Annotated in this window: 22 protein-coding genes; 9 read left to right on the top strand and 13 right to left on the bottom strand. The window is 54.7% G+C overall.

The window, feature by feature from the left end; genetic code table 11:
* Window positions 1–8: 8 nt before the first annotated feature.
* On the bottom strand, window positions 9–554 hold the full coding sequence (locus ACK13D_RS17300; protein ID WP_418796948.1) for a chorismate mutase: 546 nt from the start codon (window positions 552–554) through the stop codon (window positions 9–11).
* A 382-nt stretch (window positions 555–936) separates the two neighbouring features.
* Between ACK13D_RS17300 and ACK13D_RS17295 the strand changes: the two genes are divergently transcribed.
* On the top strand, window positions 937–1182 hold the full coding sequence (locus ACK13D_RS17295; protein WP_010256916.1) for a hypothetical protein: 246 nt from the start codon (window positions 937–939) through the stop codon (window positions 1180–1182).
* Window position 1183: 1 nt separating this feature from the next.
* Here the strand turns inward: ACK13D_RS17295 and ACK13D_RS17290 are convergent, their stop codons facing one another.
* Window positions 1184–2095, bottom strand: a complete 912-nt coding sequence (locus ACK13D_RS17290; protein ID WP_418796946.1) for a GNAT family N-acetyltransferase — start codon at window positions 2093–2095, stop codon at window positions 1184–1186.
* A 518-nt stretch (window positions 2096–2613) separates the two neighbouring features.
* Between ACK13D_RS17290 and ACK13D_RS17285 the strand changes: the two genes are divergently transcribed.
* Together ACK13D_RS17285 and ACK13D_RS17280 are read left to right on the top strand one after the other, a co-directional pair.
* Window positions 2614–2787, top strand: a complete 174-nt coding sequence (locus tag ACK13D_RS17285) for a hypothetical protein (protein ID WP_010671965.1) — start codon at window positions 2614–2616, stop codon at window positions 2785–2787.
* Window positions 2788–3185: 398 nt separating this feature from the next.
* Entirely contained in the window at window positions 3186–4769 is a 1584-nt protein-coding gene (locus ACK13D_RS17280) for a sensor domain-containing diguanylate cyclase (RefSeq protein ID WP_033759894.1), read from the top strand.
* A gap of 24 nt (window positions 4770–4793) precedes the next feature.
* Here ACK13D_RS17280 and ACK13D_RS17275 read toward each other — a convergent pair whose 3' ends face one another.
* Window positions 4794–6575 carry a sensor domain-containing diguanylate cyclase gene (locus ACK13D_RS17275; protein ID WP_029519494.1) on the bottom strand — a complete coding sequence of 594 codons (1782 nt, stop codon included), beginning with the start codon at window positions 6573–6575 and terminating at the stop codon, window positions 4794–4796.
* Window positions 6576–6921: 346 nt separating this feature from the next.
* On the opposite strand from ACK13D_RS17275, the gene ACK13D_RS17270 reads away from it, so the two are divergent.
* The 3 genes from ACK13D_RS17270 to ACK13D_RS17260 all read left to right on the top strand — a co-directional run bounded on the left by ACK13D_RS17270 (window position 6922) and on the right by ACK13D_RS17260 (window position 11497).
* Complete coding sequence (locus ACK13D_RS17270; protein WP_031292272.1) at window positions 6922–8355, top strand: methyl-accepting chemotaxis protein; 1434 nt, start codon at window positions 6922–6924, stop codon at window positions 8353–8355.
* A 361-nt stretch (window positions 8356–8716) separates the two neighbouring features.
* Window positions 8717–8956: a hypothetical protein gene (locus ACK13D_RS17265; protein ID WP_010256895.1), complete on the top strand. Its 240-nt coding sequence runs from the start codon at window positions 8717–8719 to the stop codon at window positions 8954–8956.
* 405 nt (window positions 8957–9361) lie between these two features.
* Window positions 9362–11497, top strand: coding sequence for a putative bifunctional diguanylate cyclase/phosphodiesterase (locus tag ACK13D_RS17260; RefSeq protein WP_022624219.1), 2136 nt, complete (start codon window positions 9362–9364; stop codon window positions 11495–11497).
* Window positions 11498–11552: 55 nt separating this feature from the next.
* Here the strand turns inward: ACK13D_RS17260 and ACK13D_RS17255 are convergent, their stop codons facing one another.
* A complete protein-coding gene (locus ACK13D_RS17255; protein WP_022624218.1) occupies window positions 11553–12137 on the bottom strand; it encodes a GNAT family N-acetyltransferase in 585 nt (194 codons plus the stop codon).
* Between the two features lie 260 nt (window positions 12138–12397).
* Between ACK13D_RS17255 and ACK13D_RS17250 the strand changes: the two genes are divergently transcribed.
* Both ACK13D_RS17250 and ACK13D_RS17245 read left to right on the top strand, forming a co-directional pair.
* On the top strand, window positions 12398–12967 hold the full coding sequence (locus ACK13D_RS17250) for a pyridoxamine 5'-phosphate oxidase family protein (RefSeq protein ID WP_010671973.1): 570 nt from the start codon (window positions 12398–12400) through the stop codon (window positions 12965–12967).
* Between the two features lie 284 nt (window positions 12968–13251).
* Complete coding sequence (locus tag ACK13D_RS17245) at window positions 13252–14730, top strand: YsnF/AvaK domain-containing protein (RefSeq protein ID WP_022624217.1); 1479 nt, start codon at window positions 13252–13254, stop codon at window positions 14728–14730.
* 213 nt (window positions 14731–14943) lie between these two features.
* Here ACK13D_RS17245 and ACK13D_RS17240 read toward each other — a convergent pair.
* From ACK13D_RS17240 to ACK13D_RS17230, 3 genes are all read right to left on the bottom strand, one after another.
* Window positions 14944–16037, bottom strand: a protein-coding gene (locus ACK13D_RS17240) for an IS3 family transposase (protein WP_132499675.1) whose coding sequence is annotated in 2 segments (ribosomal slippage) — window positions 14944–15806 and window positions 15806–16037 — 1095 coding nt in all. Because the reading frame shifts where the segments join, the coding sequence is not laid out codon by codon here.
* A gap of 99 nt (window positions 16038–16136) precedes the next feature.
* Window positions 16137–16430: a DUF1493 family protein gene (locus ACK13D_RS17235; protein WP_022624214.1), complete on the bottom strand. Its 294-nt coding sequence runs from the start codon at window positions 16428–16430 to the stop codon at window positions 16137–16139.
* On the bottom strand, window positions 16424–16882 hold the full coding sequence (locus ACK13D_RS17230) for an STM2901 family protein (protein ID WP_418796966.1): 459 nt from the start codon (window positions 16880–16882) through the stop codon (window positions 16424–16426). Before ACK13D_RS17230 ends, ACK13D_RS17235 begins: the two co-directional genes overlap by 7 nt.
* A 662-nt stretch (window positions 16883–17544) precedes the next feature.
* Between ACK13D_RS17230 and ACK13D_RS17225 the strand changes: the two genes are divergently transcribed.
* Complete coding sequence (locus tag ACK13D_RS17225) at window positions 17545–20091, top strand: excinuclease ABC subunit A (RefSeq protein WP_418796941.1); 2547 nt, start codon at window positions 17545–17547, stop codon at window positions 20089–20091.
* 55 nt (window positions 20092–20146) lie between these two features.
* Here ACK13D_RS17225 and ACK13D_RS17220 read toward each other — a convergent pair whose 3' ends face one another.
* The 6 genes from ACK13D_RS17220 to ACK13D_RS17195 form a co-directional block, all read right to left on the bottom strand.
* Entirely contained in the window at window positions 20147–20401 is a 255-nt protein-coding gene (locus tag ACK13D_RS17220) for a Txe/YoeB family addiction module toxin (RefSeq protein WP_010256862.1), read from the bottom strand.
* A complete protein-coding gene (gene yefM, locus ACK13D_RS17215; RefSeq protein ID WP_010256861.1) occupies window positions 20398–20649 on the bottom strand; it encodes a YoeB-YefM toxin-antitoxin system antitoxin YefM in 252 nt (83 codons plus the stop codon). The genes ACK13D_RS17220 and yefM overlap by 4 nt, the downstream gene beginning before the upstream one ends.
* A 184-nt stretch (window positions 20650–20833) precedes the next feature.
* The gene (locus ACK13D_RS17210) at window positions 20834–21673 is read right to left on the bottom strand and encodes an MBL fold metallo-hydrolase (protein ID WP_045139830.1); all 840 of its coding nucleotides are present in this window, start codon (window positions 21671–21673) and stop codon (window positions 20834–20836) included.
* Window positions 21674–21840: 167 nt separating this feature from the next.
* Complete coding sequence (locus tag ACK13D_RS17205) at window positions 21841–23154, bottom strand: CitMHS family transporter (RefSeq protein ID WP_031292261.1); 1314 nt, start codon at window positions 23152–23154, stop codon at window positions 21841–21843.
* 340 nt (window positions 23155–23494) lie between these two features.
* Window positions 23495–24946, bottom strand: coding sequence for a flagellin N-terminal helical domain-containing protein (locus ACK13D_RS17200; protein WP_072000552.1), 1452 nt, complete (start codon window positions 24944–24946; stop codon window positions 23495–23497).
* A 205-nt stretch (window positions 24947–25151) separates the two neighbouring features.
* The gene (locus tag ACK13D_RS17195; protein WP_022624207.1) at window positions 25152–25925 is read right to left on the bottom strand and encodes a (S)-acetoin forming diacetyl reductase; all 774 of its coding nucleotides are present in this window, start codon (window positions 25923–25925) and stop codon (window positions 25152–25154) included.
* Window positions 25926–25935 lie beyond the last annotated feature (10 nt).

Genomic DNA, 25935 nt, shown 5'->3' with positions numbered 1-25935 from the left:
ATATAGGATTAGTGCTGGCGCTGAATGCGGGAGAGGGAAGCGAACAGGCTGTTTTTATCACTTTCACTGAGGTGAGGTGCCGTGAGGTGTGACATCAGAAATTCTTTGTCATCCTGCGAGAAGGCGCCGGTCATCAGGCGCTGGCTGATCGCCGTCAGGAGCTGGGTATCCAGCTGTTGTATCTGCTGTCTGGTCTCGGTCAGATCCCTGACAGGAACAGCGCTGTCTGGTGATGAGAGCCAGTCAGCCCGATAGCGATACTGGATCGCCTTGCTGGCGTTCATCAAAGCGTGAACAAACGGCTCCACGGAGTGGGGTTCAAGCCCGGCCTGTTGTGCGTTTTGCAGCATATGATCCAGCACCACCTGCTCCCGAGGCAGATCCTCAATAGGTAAATGATGCAGTGCTTTATAACCCGCCACCGCTTTCATCACCTGCATCCGATCGTTGAGCGAGGTAGAAAGCGCCCCAAGAGAGACGGATGAGACTGTACCTGCAAAAACGTTACTGCACATAAACAGTGAAGAGAAAAAAATTGCCACAAAGTGAGTCATTTGCCTGCTCCATAAATGAAAACTGGCACTAATTTAGGCATGAAAAAATAACTATGTGTGATTATTTTGTTTTCAAAATGTGAATCACAAGGCGGGTCAGTGAAATGAGAACAGGTCATTAATTTTAAAGTTATTTTTTATCTTTATGGTCATTAAAAATTCACATTAATTTGCAATGCTGGCGGGTTGATTGGATATGACGTTTGAATGGATTCCCCCCTGATGCAGGTGGCGTTGCGCCATTTACGTCATCTCTGTGATGCCAGAATGAGTTTACGAGGCATGCCGGGTAGTGCGCACAGGAAAGCGCCATGCCGATCAGGGTTCAGGTATAATATGTTCCGCGAGTGTGGCCGTTTTTTAGCAGCAAAACGAGGTAGGTATGTCTGTATCCGAAGCTACTACCGGTGGTAAAAGTGTCGCGGCGTTAGTTGAGAGCCTGGAAAAACAGGCGGCAAAACGTTCAGACGCGAACTGGCACGAAGGTCTGAAAAGCAGCACCAAAATCGCACTGGAAAAAATTAATGGTGCGTTTGCTGCAAAATGGATCAGCGCAGACGAAAGCCTGAGCCTTAAGCAGCGCGTTTACAGTGTGCAGGATAAGTTGATTGAGCTGGCTTTATGGTGATTTAAATTGCCCGTCGGCTCGCACGTAAATCGGCAGGGGTAAAAAACTGATATTTCAGCACGCAGCGTCGCCCGGCATTTTGCGCGCTGCGCAGTGAAGGGGTGTTACCGGGCAGAATGGTACCGGTCAGCAGTGCCTTCTCACCATAATGATGATGAAGCTGCTGCAGCAAACGCTGCTGAGCGCGCGCGGCGAGTCCACGGCCCTGATAAGCGGGCATAATCACCTCATCCATAATCTGAAACCCCTCAATAAAGGTCAGTCGCCGGGGGACACAAATCATCAGCCCTGCCACTATTCCCTGCCAGACAATCAGAAACACATGTCCCGCGGCGATATCCTCCCGTAATTCCTGCCTGCTGGTTGCCAGTAGCTGATCGCGCAGATGCGGCAGCGTGTGCCAGCTGGCACGATAGGCGCGGTTAATCGCCGTGATACAGGCGGGATAATCTTTCCGGCAGGCTGTCACCAGTGAAATATCTTCGTCGACAGGAACAGAGAGTGAAGCCAGGTCGCTGAGGAAAAGCAGTTGATCTGTTATACCGATGTCAGGATAAGTCGCAGGCAACAGGATGCGCAGCTTCAGAGGTTTCAGCGGCTGCCATGCCTGCATAATGGCGCTAGCGACCCTGTAATCGATGATGCCGTCACGCGCAACAACCTCAATAAAGGGCTGTGCAGGATCGCCACCCAGATAGCGCGGCCCGGTGAGATAACGCTGGCCGTTTATCGTCAGTTCTCGCTGCAAAAAGGCGTGCTGGGGCAGACCGGTTTCACGCCATGGAAAGGCGGAAGAAAAATGGTGATCGTGGCATCGTGTCTGCTGCTGCGCCAGCCAGCTGGCAAGCCAGTCGCTGAGACGTTCAGATGAGACAGGAACAGTACGGTAGAGCGACACCATATAATCCAGCATAAGATTCCTTATTGCCCGCCGTCAGTGATCTCCTGCCTCTCTCCGCGATACATCTGTACCTTTGCCGGATTGCAGATGAGGCTGATGAGAGTGTAAACGATGTGCTCTGTTTATGACCATCTCAACCTCTCAGCCAGCACCATTACATCCCCTCTGCATGACGGCTCTGGACCTGCCAGACGGTGCAATGCTGACAATGTGAGCAGGTATACGTCATCTTCTGCGATCGCTTATCGTCGCCACCCTCTGAGCTGCATTAAACATGGGTTACGATCTATTCGGGTCTGGCTGGATTTCGTAAACATGGTCAAATTAATTGATGAAATAAGGCAGGGTTGCCCAAAAATTTAAATGGGAAATAGATGCGAAATTTTTACGTAAATAATACGGAATCAGATAATCGGCAGCCGATAAATGGATTATGATAAAGAGGCTTTTCAATAATTATAAAATGTTCGATCTTTTTAACACCCGGGGGTTACATGGTTCATATTGATTTATGCACCCAGGAGGGCGTGATGAAAGCTTATGCTTTTCAGACGCCGATGCAGGCAATGACCCTGCTGGAAGAAATTAAAAATGATGAATTTCAGTGGTTTAATCTGGAGTGGGAAGGGCGCCGCTATACCTGTCCGCATCATTTTATTAAAAGGCTCAGCAGCCGCTCTTATATTAAATCGTTCTGGCGTTAAATTCGCTTAAAAGATAAGGCTGATGCACAATTACTTATTATTGATGCAGGTTTTATTTAACTGTTCTACGCATATTTTTAACGTAATGATAAACGGGGCAGAGCCTGCCCCGTTATTTTCAGCGACCATATGGCGTTGTTATCACGGTCAGCGGTAATAATAGTGCGTCATCTGCACAGATACCGGCCTGCTCAGTATCATTATTACCGCTTAATCATTTTCTGCTGTTGCTTATCAGGGCTATCGAAACGCTAAACAATCCTTTATGCAGGGCTGGACGGTTGTGTGCTGCGCCCGGCAATGCGCCGTGATCCTGTGTAAATCATCTTCTGTTCGGCCCTTGACGTGAAACGTCTACTGTTACACTCAGATGACACTTAATCCGGATCCCGACTGCAATGCCCCATGAAAAAATGCGCCTTCGCTCGCTGCTGACTTTGCTTTCCATCGGGGGCGTCATTCTGACCTCCGGTCTGCTGCTGAGTGCGCTGCTGCTGTTTCAGAAGGCCAACATCGAAGACAGTCTGCTTGAAGGGAACATTGCCTATGCCCGCAAGCTGGCTGATACCACCGATCGTTACCTGGCGACAGCACAACGTGAACTGGCCTGGAGTGCGTCGCAGATCAAGGGGCTTAGTGATATTAAACGACTGGAAGGAGAGAGCGATCGCCTGCGAATGCAGTCGGGTTTTTTCAACTCGGTGGTGGTGGTAAATCATGGTGCCATTATTGCAGCAACCTCACCCGATAGTCTGAATCTTATTGGCGTGAAGCTGCACTCACTTGCCAGCCTGCAGGCCATAGCGACCCAAAAGCCTTTTATCTCAGCTCCTTTTACCTCCGCGGCCGGTAACTATGTGGTGTTTTTATCACAACCTCTGTTCAGCGAAGATGGCCGCTATCTGGGCTACATTGGCGGGACTATTTATCTCAAGAAACAGAGCATGCTGAGCGAAATCCTGAGCCAGCATTTCTATTCCAATGGTTCAACGGTCAGCGTGGTCAGCAATGAAGGGCTGATTATTTTCAGTCATGACGCGGCGCGCGTCGGAACAAAGATGCTGCTGAGTCTGGCACTGCAGAAACGGCTCGCCACGACGGAAAGCGGGCATTTCACGCTGGAGAGTGAGGGGCAGCACTATCTGACCGGCTATGGCACACTGCATAAAACCGGCTGGAACGTTTTTATTACCGGCACCTCTGAAACGGTCAGGCATATTCTGATGCGCACGGCAGAAAGCGCCGTCTGGTTCGTTCTGGGCATTATTGCCGTAACAGCGGCCATTATTGCCTTTATGGCCGGTCGAATCGCCTCTCCACTGGAAAAGCTGGCGGACAGAGTGCGCGATGGCGGCAGCGAAGCCCAGGCGGAATCTCTCGCCACGGTTAAAACCTGGTATTACGAGGCTGATCGGCTCAAAGAAGCCGTGCAGGCGCATCGGCACGCCGTTGCGGGTCATCTTGCCGCGCTAAACGATGAAGCGATGACCGATCCGCTGACCGGGCTCTGCAACCGACGCGGATTTTCGGCGCTGGCGGCGCAGTCAGACAGTGAGCATGAACAGTGTGCCATCGCCATTGATATTGACCATTTTAAGAAGATAAACGACTGGTACGGGCATGACGCGGGCGATGCGGTTCTGGTGAGCCTGGCAGCGTTGCTGCGTCAGGCCTGTCGCACCGGCGATATCGTCAGCCGGTTTGGTGGCGAGGAGTTTATTCTGCTGCTGCCGCATACCACGCTGGCTGATGCCGTCCGCACCGCGGAACGCATCCGTGAGACCGTCAGCGCCACCACCTTCCCGTTTGCCGGAACGATGACGATATCAGCCGGGGTGGCTTCACGGAGCGATCAGGATAGCGATCGCGACTCTCTGCTGCGGCGTGCCGATGAAGCGCTTTACGAAGCAAAAGCCGCCGGGCGTAATACCGTCATCATTGCCGGAGCTGAGGAGTTCAGCGCGTCTGATTCGGCCGGGTAAGATTCCGGGGTATGTGGGACAGGCTCAGCACTTACTGCGTAATCGCCAGCCGAGCCACTCATCCAGTGCCGCTTCCGGCAGCGGCCTGGAGTAGAAAAAGCCCTGCGCCTGGTCGCAGCCGAACTCGGTCAGCGCCGTAACGGTTTCTGCATTCTCCACGCCCTCAGCCAGCACCATATAATCGAGATCTTTAAGCATCGCAATAATACTGCGGGCGATGACGCGCGATGCGGTGTCAGATGAAATTTCGCTGATCAGTGAACGGTCCAGCTTGATCACATCCAGCGGAATGCGCCGCAGATAACTGATGTTGCTGTAGCCGGTACCAAAGTCATCCAGTGAAATACCGAATCCACGAAGTTTCAGCATCTCAAGCCCCCGCATTGCGGTCGCGCTCTCCAGAATCCGTTCCGTCTCCAGACACTCAATGCCCAGCAGCGAAACCGGGAGCTTCGCCCTGATCATCTGTTCTTCAAGCTCGTCGGCAAAACCGTCACGTGAAAAATCGCTGCTGCTGACGTTAATGGTGATGGGCAACTGAATATAGCTGTTGCGCAGCCGGGAGAGCCGGGCGATTGCGTGCTCTGTCACCCAGGTGGTCAGTTCGCTGAGCAGCTCGGTTTGCACGGCAAAGGGTAAAAACTGTGCAGGAGACAGTTCGCCGCGCTGCGGATGCTGCCAGCGGATCAGGGCCTCCAGGCCAATCGGCTTGCCGCTGTGCAGACAGATTTTAGGCTGATACGCCAGCCACAATCCCTTATCCTGGCGTATCGCGATGGCCAGGTCATGCATCAGGGTAAAGTCCTGCGTATGGCGCGTATCAGTGGCCTCGCTGAAAGGCATCGAGGCGACGTCGCGTGTGATGGCCTCGTGCAGCGCGCTGACCGCACGCCGCAGGATCTCCTGGGCAGGCATCTCCCCGGTATTGAAACTCGCCTCACCGGTGTGGGTCATCAGTGCAACCGACAGCCCATCGCCGAGATCCGCGCTGATCCCGGCCAGCTTGTTTGCCACCCAGTTAGCAGTGAGTCTGCTCTCCTGACGTGTCAGCAGGGCAAAGCGCCCGGTGGCTACGGTGTAGAGCATCTCTCCTGGCGCAGGCCTCAGGCGCAGCGGCAGCAGTGTCGCCACATCTTTCAACAGGCTTTCAACCGGTCCCATGCCCATTGAGCGCGCAAGCTCGTAGGCGCGCGGCATATCGATACAGTCAATCAGCACCAGCCGCCGTGGCGTGGTGTCACCGGAGGCGGCCAGAAACTGCAGATCGCGAATCAGACGCTGGCGGTTGGGCAGACCGGTTACCGGGTCGGCAAAGCCAGCCGAGTACCAGGCCTCAAGAAATGACATCACCAGTGCCGCCAGCATCTTTAGCATGGCGACCTGATCCGCATTAAAGGGATGAGGCGCGGTGTCAGTCACGCACAGCGTACCCAGTATCAGACCTGTGCTGCTTTTAAGCGGAACGCCGGCATAAAAGCGGATAAAAGGCGCGCCAACAATCAGCGGATGCTCAGCAAAGCGGGTATCCAGCAACGTATCGGGTACTACCACGGTGCTGTCACTGTCCACTGCATGCCGGCAGAGCGAGTCCTGCCGGGAGGATTGAGTGAGTGTGAAATTTTGCGCAGCCTTAACATGCTGCATCTCATCATCCAGTACGGAGATAAAGCTGCCGGGTATACCGAGTGCCTGGCTGGCCAGTCGGACGAACTGTCGCAACACATCGTCACGACTTTCGTCGTTACTGCGCAGCGCGTGCAGGGTTCGCGTGCGGCAATCGTCGCCGCCGCTGAGACTCATAAGCATGGATTCCTCCGCACCGGCTGGTTACGGCGCGAAATTAAACAGAAAAATTGAAGGGTGTGATGTCATGACTACAGGCAAATTCTGCAAAAAGAAAGAGTCATGACCATTTATTTTTTATCCCACTACACGCCATTGCTGGTCAGAATAGCAAATCACTTTTCTTTAACGAAATATTTTAGTAATCACGATTCTATTATTTTGTCGTTAAAAACTTTTAATTTCTTAAATATCCTGCCAGTATACAGAGTATAAACATAGTGCACTATATAATAACGCACTAAAGTAGATGACATAACTTATTTTTGTTTAATTTTAACTACACCAATGACAACATCGGGGAAACCTCATGAATTCACTCAGGCATTTCACTATCCGCCGCGTTGTGCTGTGGATGATGATCGTCTCACTGGGCATCGTCGTGCTGGCCGGTGGCTACAGCAGCCTGGTCGTGCGCGATATCTTTCGTCAAACCGATCGTTCAGGCGTTCTGACGCAGCAGCTGAGCTTTCTGGCGCACAGCGCTATCGTCATGCAGAGCGGTACGCCAGCCGATAAAAACGCGCTCGTCGCCTCAACCCCGGCCGATGCTGACTGGGATAACGTCCGCGCGGCACTCACGACAACTCCCTCAGAATACGCAAAGGTTGCCCGTGCGCAGCTGGACAAGGTGACGCAGCAGCTGGCCGGGAATCAGGCCCCGCTGAAGGCTGACCGGCATCGGCTTGAGGGCGTCTTGCTGGCAGCACTGCTGGCGGCAGTGGCGTTGCTGCTGTTTTGCGACCGCTATCTGGTCGTTCATCTGGTGCGTCCGGTGGGTAAAATTCGCGGTCATTTAAAAATTATTGCCGATGGCGATCTGACGCGCGAGCCGGAAGATCTGGGGCGCAACTGTGTCGGGCAACTGGTGCCGCTGGTCAAAGAGATGCAGCACAGTCTGTTGCAGACGGTCAGCGCTATCCGTGACAACGCAGCCATTCTTCATCGTGAAGCGGGGGACATTGCTGCGGGTAACGCCGATCTCTCCGACCGGACATCCACTCAGGCTGCTGCACTGGAGCAGACCGCAGCCAGCATGGAGGAGATTACCGTCACCGTGCGTCACAATGCACAGAATGCCCGCGAGGCACGTGAACTGGCTGCCAGCACCACGGATACGACTCAGCAGGGCGTGGAACTGGTTCAGTTGGTATCGGCAGCCATCACAAGCATCGCTCAGGGATCAGAAAAAATCCGGCAGTTCACCACCACTATTAATGGTATTGCGTTTCAGACCAACATTCTGGCGTTAAACGCCGCTGTAGAAGCTGCCCGTGCGGGTGAACAGGGCCGCGGCTTCGCGGTAGTCGCCAGTGAGGTACGTTCACTGGCACAGCGAAGTGCTGCTGCCTCTAAAGAGATCGAAGAGCTGATTGCCGATACCGTGGCACGCGTTGACGATGGCCGGCGGGCGGCTGAGAGCGCAGGAACCACCATGGAGGCCGTGCTGCGCGGCGTCGGCGGCGTGAATGAACTGATCGGACAGATTGCGCTGGCTTCGGATGAACAGAGCAAAGGGATTGCCCAGGTCACGGTCGCCGTTGCAGAACTTGACCGCGTAACGCAGCAGAATGCGACGCTGGTTCAGCAGGTTTCGGCGACGGCAGGCAGTCTCAGTGGACAGACTGAAAAGCTGGGCAGCGTGATTACGCGCTTTACCCTGCCGCATCGCCCTCTTGCCGTAGAGCCTAAACGCGTCATGCCTGCTGAAAAAGGCGGCTGGGCAACGTTTGCGCGGGCATAGCCTGAACGTATTTTTTCTGAACTGTAGATAATGTCTGTCCGGCACGGAATAACGATTAATATTCACTCTTTTTAAAAGAGGGATGAAACGGTCATTTTTTGTGACTGTGATTGACGTTGATCATCATTCGATCAACGCCACCATTCAGAATGGCAATTACTATTCTCAGCGGTGCAAAAATTATCCGGGCAGCGATTTAAATATAATTCAGGTTATTTTCTCTGTTTTTACTGGTGCGTTACGCTTTCCTGATAAGTGTAAAACGCCGGGCTGTTAAAACTTAACTCAAATTTATGTTTTGGCCGCAGGCGTGTACTTCCGCCCGGCCATCTCGCCGGGGCACCGTATGCGGAGCGTTTATATGGGAAATCAGATTTTACAGCGGCCTGTCGCCGTCCAGCACAACGTGCGTGAGCTGCGCCTTGCGGCCGGTCTCTCTCAGGAGATTGCAGCCGAGCGTTTCGATCTTAGCCAGCGTGTCTGGCAGACGAAAGAAGCATCGAAAAATCCTGCGCTGCTCAGTCAGGGAGAGTATGAACTGCTGATGCTGCTCGCCGGAGAGCATCCGCACTATCAACTGGTACCAAAGCTGAAAAAGTAAGGCGTTCATCCTCTGTTTTCTCTTAAGTAAAGTCATGTCGGGCCGATATAGAGAGCTAAGCGAGGCGCATTACCGCCTGTCTGATCTGCTCTGGCCAGATAATCCTGGGCGGTCCGCCGCACTCTCTCTGGCAGGCATAACGTGTTAACTGATGCCTCGCTGTCTGCGGTGTCAGCTTTATTGGACTCAGCGCGGCAACCTGTTGCTGCCGGGTTTACTGACGGGCCTTTCTTCCGGCAACGGATCGGCAGCGAACTCTGCGCGTTCTGTCTGATTGAACGTGTCCTCTTTATGCTGTGTCAGGCCAGCCACAGCAGATAACACCAGAGGAGAGTTACGCTGAAACGTCCAGTTTATCATGATGCCGAGGCGGCTCGCCTCGACGCACTTAAGCAGTATCATCTGATGGATTCACCGCCGACCGATGCGCTGGATCGCCTCACTACGCTTGCCGCGCGGCTGTTTCGGGTGCCGGTCGCTTTTGTCTCGCTTATCGACGAAAAGCGGCAGTTCTTCGCCTCCCGGTACGGTTTAAATATTTCAGGTACGGCACGCAACGTCGCCTTCTGCCACCATACGCTGGCGCAGGGCGATATCCTCTGCGTGCCCGATACGCTGAAAGATCCGCGCTTCCGCGACAGTCCGCTGGTTCACGGCTACCCCTTTATCCGCTTTTACGCGGGGATCCCGCTTTCGACCCCGGATGGGCATCATATTGGCACGGTCTGCCTGACCGACAGCCATCCGCGTGAGCCGTTAACTGCAGAGGATCGAAAGCATCTGAACGATATTGCTGCACTGGTGATGGATCGCATGGAGATGCATCGTCTGGAGTTATTGCGCTACACCAGCCAGCAGCGACTCGAGGCGATCTCATCTACTTCGCCTGACGCCATTGTCTGCACTGACCTTCGGCGTGGCATAACCTTCTGGAACCCGGCCGCCACCGTGCTGTTTGGCTACAGCGCAGAGGAGATGCGCGGCCAGTATATCAGCGAGCTGATCCCTGCTCGCTGCCAGGCTGACTACCGTAATGAACTGGTCCGGATTACCTCTGACGAAGCGGCTATCTCGCACCCTCGCTCTTTGCAGATATGGGGTGTCACGCGTGAAGGTCGTGAATTTCCGGCAGAGGTCTCTTTTTCGGGCTGGCGTGAAGAGGGCGAACGGCTGGTGGGCATGATCATCCGCGATGTCACGGCCCGCTATGAGAGTGAGGCGCGGCTCTGTGAGCTGGCCTCACTGGATATGCTGACACGTCTCGCCAGCCGCAGCGCGTTTATGGATCAGGTCGGCCAGCTGACCAGGGCGGGCGTCCCCTATACGTTACTGATGACCGATCTCGATGGTTTTAAAGAGGTTAACGATACGCTGGGGCATGCTGCAGGCGATGCGTTGTTGTGCCACGTTGCCGAACAGATTCGTGCGGTCTGCGCCAGTGCTGTGACGGCTGCGCGCCTGGGCGGTGATGAATTTGTGATCCTGTTAGCGGGCGGCAGCGCAGAGGCGGCGATCACGGCGGAGAAACTGATTGCGGCCGTTCAGACGCCGTTCCGCTATCACGACTCACCGGTGGTGGTCGGTGCCAGCACCGGCATCGCCTCCTATCCGGAGCACGGCAGGGATCCCTCTTCGGTTATGTCCGCCGCAGATCTGGCGCTCTATCGCGCCAAAGCGTCGGGTAAAGGCTGCAGCATGCTGTTTATGCCCGCGTTTCGTGAAGCGGAGCAGCAGCGGCGCCGTTTTGAGCGCGAACTGGAAACGGCGGTGCGGCAGCAGCAGTTCACTCTTTACTATCAGCCCCGCTACGACGTTGAAAGCGGAAAGCTTATTGGCTGCGAGACGCTGGTGCGCTGGCAGCATCCGACGCGCGGGCTGCTGTTGCCGGCTGAATTTATCGGCATGCTGGTTAAAAGTCCGCTTTCAGTCACGCTGGGTGAATGGATCATCCGCAGTGCTCTGGCACAGGTCCGGCAGTGGCAGGTTCGCTCTCCTCAGCTTCGCGTCAGCATTAACCTGTTTCCGCGCCAGCTGGCAGGGAACAGCCTGGAGACGGTAATACGTGAGAGTGCCGGAGGCGATGCCGGTTTTGTTGAGCTGGAAGTGGATGAGCCACTGCTGGCCGTGCTGATGCAGGATATGCCGGTTCAGGTTGACGCCGTACGCCGAACGGGAGCCTCGTTCGTTATCGATCATTACGGGCGTACGCTAGGGGCGATTAACCTGCTGCGCTATAGCGTTGTGACGGGTTTTAAAATCGATAAGTCGATGACGCACGAGCTGGGTTCCAGCATGCGGGTGCGTATGATGTTCCGGGCCATTACCGCGCTCGGCAAAAGCCTGGGTATCCGGGTGGCCGCCGAAGGGGTGGAAGACAAAGAGCAGATCGCTTTTGTTACGGCCGCCGGATGCGACATTATGCAGGGCAATGGCCTGTGCCAGCCACTGACGCCGGCGGACTTTGAGGCGATGCTGTGCGGAGAGGAGCACTGTGCGCCCGCTATCGCTATCGCCAGCGGTTATGACGTTACGCCACGCTAATCGGTCTTATTGTGGCGAGCGTAGCGGAGGATGCCCGACGCTGATAGTTTGCGCCTCAGGGTGAGTGTGCGGGCTGGTATTCCTGTTTCAGCAAGCCGAAGATCCAGTCATCCTGCCACTGGCCGTTGAGGAAGAAGTTCTGCCGCAACGTCCCCTCCTGCACAAAGCCCGCTGAAATCAGGGTCCGGCGTGAGGCCGCATTGCCTGCTGTCACCGTCGCGCTCAGTTTGCGGTATTCCTGTTGCTCAAAGCAGAACGTGATAATGGCATGCAGAGACTCGCTGCCGTAGCCTTTGCCCTGCGCATCTGCGGCCAGAATAAAGCCAAACTCCGCAATACCCTCTCCGCGATCGATAAACCCGCAAAAGCCAGCCGGAGCACCGGATGTTTTTTCTCCGATAACCAGACAGAGCCAGTGCCTGCAGCCCTTGTACCAGGCGGGCAGGCGGACATCAAATGAGTGGGTTCTGATCTCTTCAGCACTGCGGGGATCGCTGATGTACTGCATCACCGATCTATCCTGACTGACTGCCAGATAGAAGGGCCAGTCTTCCTGCCGAAGTGACCGATAAGTCAGACGCGGCGAGGTGACTTTCAGCGGTATTTCAGCCGGTACTTTAGCAGACTCTTCAGTTGTCATCGTGCAACTCCCTGCGGATCGGATCTCTGTGGCGATGGCGCAAAAATAACACAGAGTGGCTGACTGGCGGGACGCGCTTTTGCCGCTCTGCGAGGTATCCCGCAATCCCGACGCTATCTCAACAGCTCCTGCTCTCGTGCATTGTCCAGCTCCCGCTTGCCACATTTGCTCTTATCGCTGCGCTGTCAGGCCTTCTGTCCACTTCATTGCTACGCTTTTAGCCAGATGGCTGAAAATTGATCCTGATGAGAGTAATCCCCATGGAATTGAAAACGTTTGAAACTGGAGCCTGGGCTGCGCTGCAGGAATCTGCAACCGATCCACAGGGTGGATTTCGTTATCTGATGCTCTGTACGGTCGATGCTCTGCTACAACCTCAGGCGCGCACCGTGGTTCTGCGCAAGTGTGCCGATGACCGCAGGATGCTGACATTTCATACGGATGTTCGCAGCCCGAAGTGGCAGGAGATGGCGGCGAATCCGCAGGTCACCGTGCTGGGATATTGCCATCAGCGTCGCCTGCAGTTACGGCTGGCAGGGCGGGTTGCGTGTTATGCGGCGGGAAGTGATGTTGCCCGGGCAGCCTGGCGTGCGTTACCGCAGCACACGCGGCAGACTTACACCGGCGGACCTCCGGGGGAAGCACGGGCAACGGCTGATGAGACGCCTGACGCGGCAGCAACGGAAACCGGGGAATCCCGCTTTGGCGTGGTGATTTTGCAGGCCAGTGTGCTGGACGCCTATCAGCTTCAGCGAAACGAAAATCAGCGCGCCCTGTTTCGCTATTCGGCTAATGGCGAACTGCAGGAAAGCGAATGGCTTAACCCCTGACCCGATATGCCTGATTCACTTCGGGTCGGGTTAACGCCTGATTGATCCTCTTTCCGCACGCGATAAAAGAGATTTCACTGTCTGCCGCTTCGTTAGCTGTTTTTTATCTGCCGCACCGCTTAATCGATTTTAGCACCACGTTATCTTCATATAATGGCGTTTTTCTGCTTTTTCCTATCTTTTGTCATTGTTTGTGCCAGGCTTTAACTAACCGAAAAGCAGTGACTTATGCTCAAGGTAAAGAAAAGTACAAATGATCGCTCTGTATTACAGGCAGGTTAAACATGAACAATCAACCTCCTGAAAAACCAGGGTCAGAGGGTAGCGACCAGGTGATAAGCCTGGCGGAGGAAACCGTTGAGGTCTCAAAACAGCGGGTCATCGACGGTCATGTCAGGGTTACCCGACAGGTCACTGAGCATCAGCAGAAGATTGCGCTGATGCTCCGGCACCAGACGGCGGAAATAGAACGCATTCCTAAATCGGAACGGCTGGCTGAGATGCCGGAAATCCGTGAAGAAAATGGCGTTCTGATCATTCCTGTCGTTGAAGAGGAAGTCGAGATCGTTCGTCATCTGGTGCTGAAAGAGGAGTGGCATATCCGCAAAGTTGTCAGTGAAGAAGCGACAGAACAGGTTGTTTCCCTGCGCAAACAGCATGCTCACCTGACCCGAACACCCTATTCAGAGCCGTCCGAATCCATCACCGAGGAACACAACATGGCGCGTGAAACAATCGTAACAATGTTCAGCAATATCTCACTGGCAGAGGGTGCAAAGCGTAACCTGATCAAGGCCGGGTTCCTGGATGATGACATTGATATCATCTCCGGTGATCGTTTGCGTACCGAAGGTCAGGAGGCCCGTCACCCTGGCTTCTGGCAACGCCTGTTCGGCAATACGCTGGAGGAGGATCAGGCCGAAGTGTATGAAGACGCGATGCGAACCGGCGGAGTAGTGCTGTCGCTGCGGGCCGATGAAGATGAGTTACCTCGCGCCCTGGGCATCCTTGATGCACATGAAGAACTTACCGAGCGCAGTGCGGCGCTGCCCGATGATTACGCGCCCGGTTACGCGACCAGTGATGGTCTGACTGCACCTGCCAGTGGAACGCTTCAGGATAATGCCGCCGTCGATCCGCTCTCTACCGATCCTGCCCATCGTGGCGCTGCCCGTACTGCCCTGACCGGTGACGAAAGTGACGAGGATGTACTGCGTCTGGCCGAGGAGCGACTGGAAGTGGGTAAACGTCTGGTCAGTGAAGGTTCAACCCGCGTTCGTCGCTACACTGTCACCGATCAGGTCTCAGAAAATGTCTCGCTGCATGAGCAGCACGCCGCAATCTTCCGTCGTCCGGTGAATGAATCAGGTTCACCCACCCATGTTGACTGGTCTGAAAAAACTGTCGAAGTGGAAGAGACGCATGAGCAGCCCGTGATTAATAAGACCGCGGAGATCATTGAAGAGGTGGTGTTACGCAAAGAGACAAGCGATCGGGTTGAAACTATCAACGATTCGGTACGCCGTCAGGAAGTGGATATTGACCATGCCAGTACAGATCCTCTCGGCGCAGATCGGCTGACCGGGAATCGTACTGTGGCCGATCCGTTGCTTGAAAGCACGCGTCAGGCCCGCGCTGACCACGACACCCGTCCGGTAACGCCAGGCAGCGAGCCAGCGCATAAAGAGGGTTTCGCGGAAAAGGCCGGTGATAAAATCGCGGAAGCGAAAGAGAAAGTCGAAGACAAGTTTAAAAAGCCGTAATGCCGGATCGGTGATTGTCGCCTTCTATGCCTGAAAACCCGTCGCAGACGGGTTTTTTTCATAAATCACACTGAAATTCTGTAGGCAATTTAATGGCATCACTTAGACCTGACACCCGTTGACGGAGAATGGCCACATTGAAAGTTGTATAGAGCTCTCGTCTTAAGTGTGTGTACGTTATTCGTGACCTGCCCCTAGTATTAGATACAACGATCAGTTAGTAATGTCGGTTTGTTCACCTTCTGATTTTCCATTTCTCCAGCCTGCTGCAAATTCAGACGGCGTCTGGTAATTCAGCGATGAATGAGGTCTGGACTCGTTATAGTCCTGCCGCCAGTCATTAATGATTTTCCGGGCATGAACAATATCGCTGAACCAGTGTTCATTCAGGCATTCATCGCGAAAGCGTCCGTTAAAACTCTCAATAAATCCGTTCTGTGTCGGTTTACCGGGCTGAATAAGCCGCAGCTCCACGCAATGCTCAAAGGCCCATTGGTCAAGTGCTCTACAGTTAAACTCCGGCCCCTGGTCAGTTCTTATCGTAGCCGGATATCCGCGAAACAGCGCAATACTGTCCAGAATATGCGTGACCTGCACGCCTGAAATCCCAAAGGCAACAGTGACAGTCAGGCATTCCTTTGTGAAGTCATCGACGCAGTTAAGGCACTTGATCCTGCGACCGGTGGCCAGTTCATCCATGACGAAATCCATTGACCAGGTCAGATTGGGCGCATCCGGGCGAAGCAGCGGAAGCCGCTCAGTCGCCAGACCCTTACGACGTCGTCTGCGCTTCACACTCAGGCCGTTAAGGTGATAAATGCGGTATACCCGCTTGTGGTTGACGTGAAGGCCCTCACGACGCAATAACTGCCAGATCCGCCGGTAACCAAAGCGACGGCGTTCAGGTGCCAGCTCTGTGATGCGTAGAGATAGCTGCGCGTCAGCAGCCGGACGCTGAGCTGAATAACGGCAGGTTGAAAGAGACAGACCTGCCAGCCTGCAGGCACGACGTTGCGACAGACCCGTTGCATCACATATGACTTCCACGGCTTCCCGCTTCTGGTCTGTCGTCAGAACTTTCGACCCAAAGCCACCTGAAGCGCCTCCTTATCCAGCATGGCTTCGGCGAGCAGCTTCTTAAGGCGGACGTTCTCCTCTTCAAGTAACTTAAGCCGCTTTACCTCAGGGACTTCCATGCCGCCAAACTTCTTGCGCCAGGTGTAGAAAGTAGCGTCTGAAATAGCATACTTACGGCAGAGTTCCCGTGCAGAAACCCCGGCTTCGGCCTCGCGGAGGATACTGATGATCTGTTCGTAGGAAAACGCTTCTTCATGGGGATGCCCTCATGTGGCTTATGAAGACATTACTAACATCGGGGTGTACTAATCAACGGGGAGCAGGTCATATCAGTCATAGCACCATCGCCTGGCACGGGCTGACTCGATTACCATCCCGATAGTAAGAGGGATGGCCTCGCGCGGGTTTTTTGGATAGTAGAGGCTGAAAGTCACCAGATCAGAATCCATTCCAAACGCATCGAAGACGTTCTGAAGGCATTCCGCAGCGTCCTCCGGGTCAAGCTTCATGTCCTGATTAAGCGACATCTCTGGCGTGAGTGTTTTTTTCCGGAACGTAAGCAGCGATCGGCCGTTCCACGGCTCAATGAGTGCCATTACGCGTGCCTGTGTGTCATCTACCATAACTTATCCTCCCCGCGAGCGATGGCATTGTACAGTCTGACCGAATTGAAACTGATATCGGCAACGTCTCTTGCCAGAATCACCCAGCCCACGACGGGTATCGCCCGACCAACAAAGGTGCTGAGCTTATGCGTAAAAAGGATACGCGCGGTCCGGGGCGGGTATCCCCCTACGATGGTGGGGAGCTGTATGCCGAAAGGAAACTTGGCGTTAGGGAATACTCTGCGTGCTGCCCGTGAGGCATAGGAGGTACCTTTGAGAGCATCGCGCGGTTTGGTGCGGGTAGTCAGGACATTACGTCCAGACAGGATGGCCACGATCGCTCCGAAGTCATCAATGCCCAGCTGTTCAGCGACTTCTTCACAGAAAATCATGAAAAAGAGCTTACCAGCGGTGAGGTTCGGTCTACCTGCGTAGAAATAGGTGTTATTGAGTTCTTCAGTCGTATCCACTGCCAGCTCCCACAAGTTCACTTCATTCATCATCCTGATGCTTTTTAAACAATACCTCGCGCGTTCATGCTTGACAACCTGACGGTCTGGGACAGGATAATAAAAAACGGTAATTTCACCTCATCTCCCTACAGGCACTCGCGGCATCATTTCAGAAATGGGCATGGTTTCGCTATCCTTATGTCTTAAATGATTTTTTATGCCGTCAGCGCGCTGAATAACGGGAGCGGGGCGTCATCAGGCACTCTGGGGTGCATACCTGGCCATAGAGAGATAAAGGTTATAGAAAGGTTCCTGGGGTATTAAACATTTCCCATTGTCTATATCCATACCTTACATAGACCTGCATTTATCGATACCACAGGAATCTACATTAGAGTCACATAAGCGATTTGCTAGTGACGGCTTTGCCTTATTTAAGTTTGCTCCAGGGTTTTCTTAAGAGATAAGAAGGCTTCCTGTACATGCTGCTTACCAGTCTGTGCTGCCACGAAGCGATGAACCCCCCTCGCGTTGTGCAGACCGCGATCCCTGACTACCCTTGCTGTTGTTTCTATCCCCAAACGGGCCGGATAGCCTGAACGCCGGATTAGAATCTGCAATTTTTAGTCATTAACGGCAGGCGATCGTGAATCTGCCGTGCATTATCAATCAGGGAAATCATGACAGAACAACGCAACGCCGATCATTACCGCGCTGATGAGCACATTGATCCTTATATCTCGGTACAGGGTGCAAAAACACATAATCTCAAAGATGTTTCGCTGCGATTTCCCCGCAACGCCATGGTGGTGTTCACCGGGGTTTCAGGCTCCGGTAAATCGTCCCTCGCCTTTGATACCCTCTATGCGGAAGCCCAGCGCCGGTTTATCGAGTCGGTGTCGCCACATGCCCGTCGTCTGATCGATCAGGCTGCTGCGCCGGATGTGGATAATATTGACGGACTTCCACCCGCGGTGGCGCTTCAGCAGAGCCGGGCTGGCGCGCAGGAGCGTTCAACGGTGGGCAGCCTCACCCGAATTTCTGTCACACTGCGTCTGCTGTTTTCCCGTGCGGGCGTAAGGCCTGAAGGCGTTCCCTTTATGACCGCCGATTTTTTCTCGCCTAACAATCCTGAAGGTGCCTGTCCGCATTGCCAGGGACTGGGAAGAGTGCACACCGTTAAAACCGAGTCGATGGTGCCGGATAGCTCACTGAGCATCCGCCAGGGGGCTATCGCTTCCTGGCCCAGAGGCTGGCATAACAAAAATCTGCGCAGCATCCTTGAGACGCTCGGCTACGATGTCGATGCGCCCTGGAATACGCTTTCAGCCCGCGACCAGCAGTGGATACTGCTGACTGACGAACAGCCATCGGTGCCGATTTTTGTCGGTCTGAATGCTGAGCAGCGCGAAAACGCGCTGGCGGCGGGCGAAGAGCCGGCTTATACCGGCACGTACACCAGTGCAGCAAAAATCGTGCTGCAGAGTTATTCGGGTGGCAGCGAGACGACGAAGAAACGGCTGGCGCGCTTTGTGACGGTCACTCCCTGTTCTGAATGCCACGGTAAAAGGCTAAACCGGGATGCGCTGTCCGTGACCTTTGCCGGTCATGACATTGCCAGCCTGAGTGAGCTGTCGGTCTCTGAGCTCGCTGAACTGCTGAAGCCTTATGCGCGTGGCGCATCACCGGACCTGCCGGCAGAGGCGGCACTGCGTGAGGCGGTCATCCGGATGGCGTCGGATATCTGTATGCGGCTTGAGCAGCTGGAAACGCTGGGTCTTGGTCATCTGGCGCCGGGACGCCGCACCACCGTACTCTCATCCGGCGAGCTGCAGCGCGTACGTCTGGCCACCCAGCTGATATCGCGGCTGTTTGGCGTGCTTTATGTGCTGGATGAGCCGTCAGCCGGGCTGCATCCCGATGATGTCAAATCGCTGCTCGCATCCCTGAAGAACCTGGTGCGTGCCGGTAATTCGCTGGTGGTCGTCGAACATAATATTGACCTCATCGCCGAGGCGGACTGGCTCATTGAGGTCGGCCCCGGCCCGGGAACGCATGGCGGCGAGATCGTCTATAACGGCGAACCAGCAGGGCTTGAAGAAGTCAGTGCGTCACCCACCTCGGGCTATCTTTTCTCACGAAACTATACCGGGCTGCGCCAGCGCCGGCCCGCAGAGAGCTGGCTCTGCTTTGAACAGGTCTATTGCAACAATATTGCCGGAGTGGATATCGCCATCCCACTGGGGAGAATGACGGCCGTCACTGGCGTGTCCGGCTCCGGAAAATCGACGCTGCTGAATCGCGTGCTTCCGGAAATGCTCGGACGTTTTGACAAAACGCCTGACATCGAGGAGGGCGAGGAAGAGGATCTGGTGCCGGACGTTAAAGGTCAGGTTGTCAGCGGAAGTGACGCCATCGGCCGATTGGTCAGAATCGATCAGCGTCCTATCGGCCGGACACCACGCTCAAATCTGGCCACTTACACCGGATTTTTCGATATCGTCCGCAGGCTGTTTGCAGACACCGACGCGGCGAAAGCCAAAGGCTTCAGCGCCAGCCGGTTTTCCTTTAATCTGCCAGCCGGACGCTGTCCTGCCTGTGAAGGGCAGGGACAGATTTCGATTGAGCTGCTCTTCATGCCGAGCGCTACCGCAACCTGTTCCGTCTGCGCGGGAAGCCGTTATAACCCCGAAACGCTGGAGGTAAAGTGGAACAACCTGACGATAGCGGATGTGCTTGATCTGACCGTGGACGACGCCACTGAGGTGTTTCATGGGCATGACGGGATCCAGCGTTCGCTTAAGGCACTAACGTCGCTGGGGCTGGGATATCTGACGCTGGGTCAGCCCGCCACTGAACTCTCTGGCGGCGAGTGCCAGCGTATCAAGCTTGCCTGGGAGCTGCAGCGGGTCCAGCGTACGCCCACGCTTTATCTGCTTGATGAACCTTCAACAGGATTGCACCCGTCTGACATGGATAAGCTGCTGGTAGTGCTGGATGAACTGGTAAAGCGTGGTCATACCGTAATTATGGCGGAACACAACATGCGCATAGTGGCAGAGGCGGACTGGGTGATTGATCTGGGTCCCGGCTCGGGTCTTAAAGGAGGAAGGGTTGTCTCCTCCGGCTCACCGGAAGAGGTCAGCGCATCTGCAGAGAGTCTGACTGCGCCCTGGCTTTCCGCACAGCTGAAAAAGAGGGCGGGCGATCCGGATTGCGGTGGATGATTACGCCGCTGAAACTGGTGCATTGTAAGGGCTCAGGCGCAAGCTCCTGAGCCCGTCAGTAATGATAACGGCATGAGGCAATCAATAGAGCATCCCCGCTGACAGCGTACACCAGCCGATGTTCTGCCGTGATTCTGCGTGACCAGAAACCTGCAAGATTATGCTTTAACGGCTCGGGTTTTCCTTTGCCTTCAAAAGGCGTCCTGCTGGCATCTTTGAGCAGCTCGTTTATCTTTTTAACGGTTTTTTTATCGGCATCCTGCCAGTAGAGATAATCTTCCCAGGCTTCTGCGGACCAGGTTAGTTTCACTCAATAATATCCCTGTCAGTCCCGTTACCGCTTTGCAGGCTTTCGATAGAATCCATCAACCTGCGCGCATTTTTAGGTGACCGCAGCAGGTATGCCGTCTCTTCCAGTGAGTTATATTCCTCAAGCGACATCAGCACGCAGGATTCACCGTTCTGGCGAGTGATCAATACCGGCGCTTTATCTTCAACTGTCTGAACCATAGTGGCAGACAGATTCTGTCGGGCTTCGCTGTAACTGATTGCTCTCATAGTACCTCCGTAGTAAGTAATACAAATCATTGTACAATGATAAGCTATGACAAGGAAGCTTAAGTGAGAAGACTGGATATGAAATCGCGAAAGCGACAAAGTAACAGGCGCCTGACAAACCATAACCCTGAGTTTTCATCCGGTCACCATGCTGCTCGAATCAGTGAATACGGGTATTTTCTCATCAGCGCAGCGGCGCATTAACCTGTAACGCATCCAGCTCACGGGCGTCGTGACTGCAAAAAAAGGTGATTTCGCCGCCGCGCTGGCAGGAGAGCTCACGCAGTCGCTGCTGATTGTGTCGTCTGGCCACGTTATCCATGCCCATCATCCACTGGTAAAAGCGCAGTCCCGGCGTGCAGTGTCGCGTCTGCTGCCGCATTTCGCCGCGGTAAAACCAGGCATCGCCGCCGTGCAGCAGCCAGCCATCGGGTTGCTGAATCGCGATACCCGCGTGACCCGGCGTATGGCCCGCCAGCGGCACCAGTAAAATCTCCGGCGGTAAGTCACGCAGGCGATTAACCGCCTCAAAACCAAACCACTTTTCTCCCTGCGGCTGATAGGTCTCCCAGTTGCTGATCCCACCCCATTGTCCGGGCCGGTAACGTTCCCGTGACAGCCAGCTATGACGCTGATGCGCGGTATCAACCTCCTGCTGCAACAGATGGATTCGCGCCTGCGGAAAATCGGTCAGTCCGCCAGCATGATCAAAGTCGAGATGGGTCAGAATAATATGCCGCACATCCTCAGCCCGGAAACCCAGTGACGTAAACTGTGACAGTGCGGTCAGTTCATCGCGGCGCTGAATATTGTTTAATGCGCGGAAAAAGCCGGACAGGCGGCTGCCGGGCGCATGGATATCCTGACGACCAAAGCCGGTATCCACCAGCACCAGCCCGTCGCGATCCGTCTCAATCAACAGACAGTGACAGACCAGATGTGCTTTCAGGCCTTTACTGAATCCATCATAGAACGCGCCGCCCAGCGGACACATACAGCCACAGTTAAGGTGGTGAATTTTCATCGGGCCTCCATAGGGGCAATGGGGATATCTCTGAGAGGCTACGGCCTGTCCGGCGCGTAGCACATCAGCCTGGCTATAGAGTGTAGAGAGGGATGACGCAGTAGGCGGAGCGGTGAAGCGGATAACCGGGAAAAATTGCCGGTTATCCGCCATAAAGCAGAGGATTATCAGGTGTGGAACAGCGGGAAAGCACCGGTCAGCAGACCGCCCGCCATCAGCACCAGACTGACCAGAATCCCCCACTTAATTGCAAAGCGCTGGTGGTCGCCGATGTCGACTTTCGCCAGACCCACCAGCAGGTAGACTGACGGCACCAGCGGACTCAGCAGGTGGAATGGCTGGCCGACAATAGAAGCGCGGGCAATCTCTTCTGCGGTAATGCCGTAGCTGGCCGCCGTCTGGGCGATAACCGGCAGAATGCCGAAGTAAAAGGCATCATTCGACATAAAGAAGGTAAACGGCAGACTGACCAGCGCGGTGAACACCGCCAGGAAAGGGCCGAAGCTGGGCGGGATCACAGCCAGCAGGCTCTTCGCCATGGCGTCAACCATGCCGGTGCCGGAGAGGATGCCGGTGAAAATACCGGCGGCAAAAATTAATGCGGTCACCGCCAGCACGTTACCGGCATGGGAGCTGATGCGGGCTTTCTGCTCCTCCAGCGTGGGATAGTTGAGCATCACCGCAATCGCAAACGCCAGCATAAACAGGATCTGAATCGGCATTAAACCAATCACCAGCAGCACCAGCAGCACGGTGGTCAGGATGAAGTTAGGCCAGAACATTTTCGGACGGCGATTGGCTGCGCACTCTTCGGCATCGCCCAGCCCCAGCTCAATGTTGTCGAGATGATGATCTTTCATGGTCATCACGCCAAGGCGCTTACGCTCACGCAGGCCAAACAGCACCGCCATCGCCACCAGGCTGGCACAGGCCAGCAGCATGGCTGGCAGCATCGGAATAAAGATGTCGAGGGCGTCAATGCGCAGTGCCGCCGCGGCACGGGCTGTCGGGCCACCCCAGGGGGAGAGGTTCATGATGCCGCTGGCAAGGTTCACCAGACAGGTCATCATCAGCACGTTCATGCCCAGCCGGTGATAGAGCGGCAGGAATGCGGCAATGGCAATCATGTAAGTGGTAGAGCTGTCACCATCCAGAGAAACCAGCAGCGTTAGTACCGCCGTTCCGACCAGCACTTTCAGGGGGTCACCGCGCACCATCCGAAGAATAAAGCGCACCAGTGGGTCAAACAATCCGGCATCGATCATCAGACCGAAATAGAGAATGGAGAAGGTCAGCATCACGCCGGTAGGGGCCAGCTTTTTGACGCCGTCCAGCATCATGGCACCCAGACCTGCGTAAAAACCGCCAATCAGCGCAAATATGGTTGGTATCAGGATCAGCGCAATCAAGGCTGACATGCGTTTGGTCATGATCAGATACATGAAGCAAACAACCATGGAAAAACCCAGTATCGTCAGCAAATTAACAGCCCTCGCAATGGCGGAAAAGTAATGAAAAAGTTACATACCGGCAGGAGAATTCAGGTAATTACTTAGCGTGGTAATGATTAACCTGTTGTTTTAATTAACCCTGCATTCAAAGATGATAATAAATAGTTGTCAGTATTTAGCATTTCTTTAACAAAGAAGGGTGATCATGATCATCTTTAAACGGTTCTTAAACGAGATTGTGTGACTGAGATCAAAGGGTGTCGAAGTGTAACCGGGGTTTCGGGCCATCTGAGGCTGAATCAGGCGGGTAGTAGAGTGGTGGAGAAACAGGGTAACCGGCTGAGCCTTGATGCTCAGCCGGTTAACGTTATTAGCTGCCTAACAGCTGAATAATCATTTCAGGGGTTTTATTCGCCATTTTGCTGACGGCAGTCTGGCCCTGCTGAATAATCTGGCTGCGTGCCAGCTGGCTTGCTTCTTCAGCATAGTCCGCATCCTGTATGCGGCTGCGAGCCGCTGAGGTATCCACACCCTGCTGCGATAACACATTACGGTTGGACTCGTAACGGTTGATCTTTGCGCCATAGATCGACTGATAACCGCTGATCTTCTCGAGCGCGCTATCCAGTGCCTTCATGGTGGTTGAGATATCGCCCTCTGTAAGCAGCGTTGTGTTGTTCAGCCCCAGCGTTTTGGTATCCGATGGCGTTGCCGGAATAGTATCCGACTGGATCGGCTGACCGTAATCGGCGCTGGTGACCACCTCCATAGGTTCGCTCTTCTTCGGCGGCGTCGCAGGCACACCTTTGGGTTCCGGCAGATTTCCCCAGGTCAGATTACCGGTGAAGGAGCCATTGCCCACCACCACCACAATCAAATCCTCGCTGACGGTATCCAGCGTGATGCGCTCAAGCCGGTTACTGGTGATGGTGCCGTTGTTGAAATCGCCGCTGGCGACATCCTCATAGCGATCGCCGTCACCGCTGTAAGTGATGTTCATACCGTTGTAGGTGCTGCTGTTACTGCCCGCCAGCGTCCAGCTCGGGCCGCCCTCCAGCAACTGCGAGCTGTCATAAGCCGCACCGCTGGCAAATCCGTTACTGCTGGTCAGCAGGCGACTATCCGCGGTAGCCGAATTAGTGATGCTTTTGCTGGCCCAGGTGTAATCAGGCGCACTGCCGTCCAGTGGTGTACCGACCAGGTGTTTACCGTCGCGGGTAAAGAGCTGGAGATCGTCATCCATACCCAGTGAGTCGATGGTGATGCTTATCGCCGTCGAGCCTGCCGGGATATAGGCCAGCGGAATCACGCCCGAGGTGAAGGAGTAATTCTTGCCGGGCACCGGAAACTTCGTGTTGATAGGGTCAACGTTACCCAGTTTCGCAGGGGGAAGATCGGGATTATTCGTCGCCAGCGGATAGCGGCCAAAAATCTCGGTATGGTCTGCCACTTCATTGATGCCTGCCATAATCTGCTGATACTGGCCGTTGATGCTCTGTCGATCGGCGTCCGACAGCGTGCCGTTGGCTGCCTGGACCGACAGGGTGCGCGCCTGGATCAGCAGATCGACGATACTGCCAAGGCCGCCACTGGCGGTCTGGGAATAGCTGATGGCGTCATTGAGGCCACGCGCTACCACCGCATCGGCGTTGATATTGGCCGTCATGCGGTTGGCAATCGCCTGACCTGCCGCGTCATCTTTGGCACTGTTAATTCTCATCCCTGATGATAACCGTTCAACCGTTCGTCCCAGAACAGAGTCAGTGCTGTACCGCGTTTTGTTCGTAATCGCGGCGGTTTCGTTATGGTTGATCGTTAACATGGTCGCTTCGAACAGGGAGAGGAGTCTCTGTTTTATCGGCAGGGTGATAAGCAGCTTTAATCTCTGTGGCGACAAAAAGGCAGGAAATACGGGGCCAGACGGTCAAGAGGCTGATGGTTAACCGCTTTTCAGATAAAAAAAATTAACGGTTCAACCCGGTCAGGAAAAACGCCTGCCACGCGATAACGCAGCAGGCGAACGAAGATCAGTTAAACACCATGCCGCCATCAATCAACAGCGACTGACCGGTCATGTAATCGGAATCGGGACTGGCCAGGTAGGCGACGCAGGCAGCCACATCTTCCGGTTCAGAAAGACGTCCCAGCGTAATGCGTTTCGCAAATTCCTCGGTGCCGTAACCGACGGGCTTGCCGGCTGCTTCAGAGATCTGGCGGTCGATCTCTTCCCACATCGGTGTTCTGACAATGCCAGGGCAGAAGGCGTTAACCGTGATGCCGGCAGGTGCCAGATCGCGCGCAGCGGTCTGCGTCAGGCCGCGCACGGCAAACTTACTGGAGCTGTAAACCGCCAGCTCCGGATTACCGACATGACCCGCCTGAGAACAGGCGTTGATAATTTTGCCGCCGTGACCTTCTGCAGCAAACGCTTTAATCGCGGCCTGCATGCCCCAGATCACTCCTTTGACATTGACGTTGTAGACCTTGTCGACCACCGCTTCGGTGATCTCAGCAATCGGCGTGGAGGGCGCAATACCGGCATTATTGACGATGACGTCAAAGCCGCCCAGCGTGCGGCGCGCCTCTTCTACCGCTTCCATCACCTGATCACGCTGCGAGACATCGACTTTCAGCGCAATCGCTTTGCCACCCTGCTGGTTGATCTTCTCCGCGACCTGGCGTGCGGTCTCCTGATTAAAATCGGCTACTGCAACCGCCAGTCCATCTTTCGCCAGACGCAGGGCGATCGCTTCACCAATGCCCTGGCCTGCGCCGGTCACAAATGCCACTCTGTTTTTCATCATGATTTCC

Source organism: Pantoea sp. K16, from assembly GCF_048452805.1.
GTDB classification, from domain to species: Bacteria; Pseudomonadota; Gammaproteobacteria; order Enterobacterales; family Enterobacteriaceae; genus Pantoea; species Pantoea agglomerans.
The sequence above is the reverse complement of the archived record's forward strand: the minus strand, read 5'-3'. Positions and strand labels throughout refer to the sequence as shown.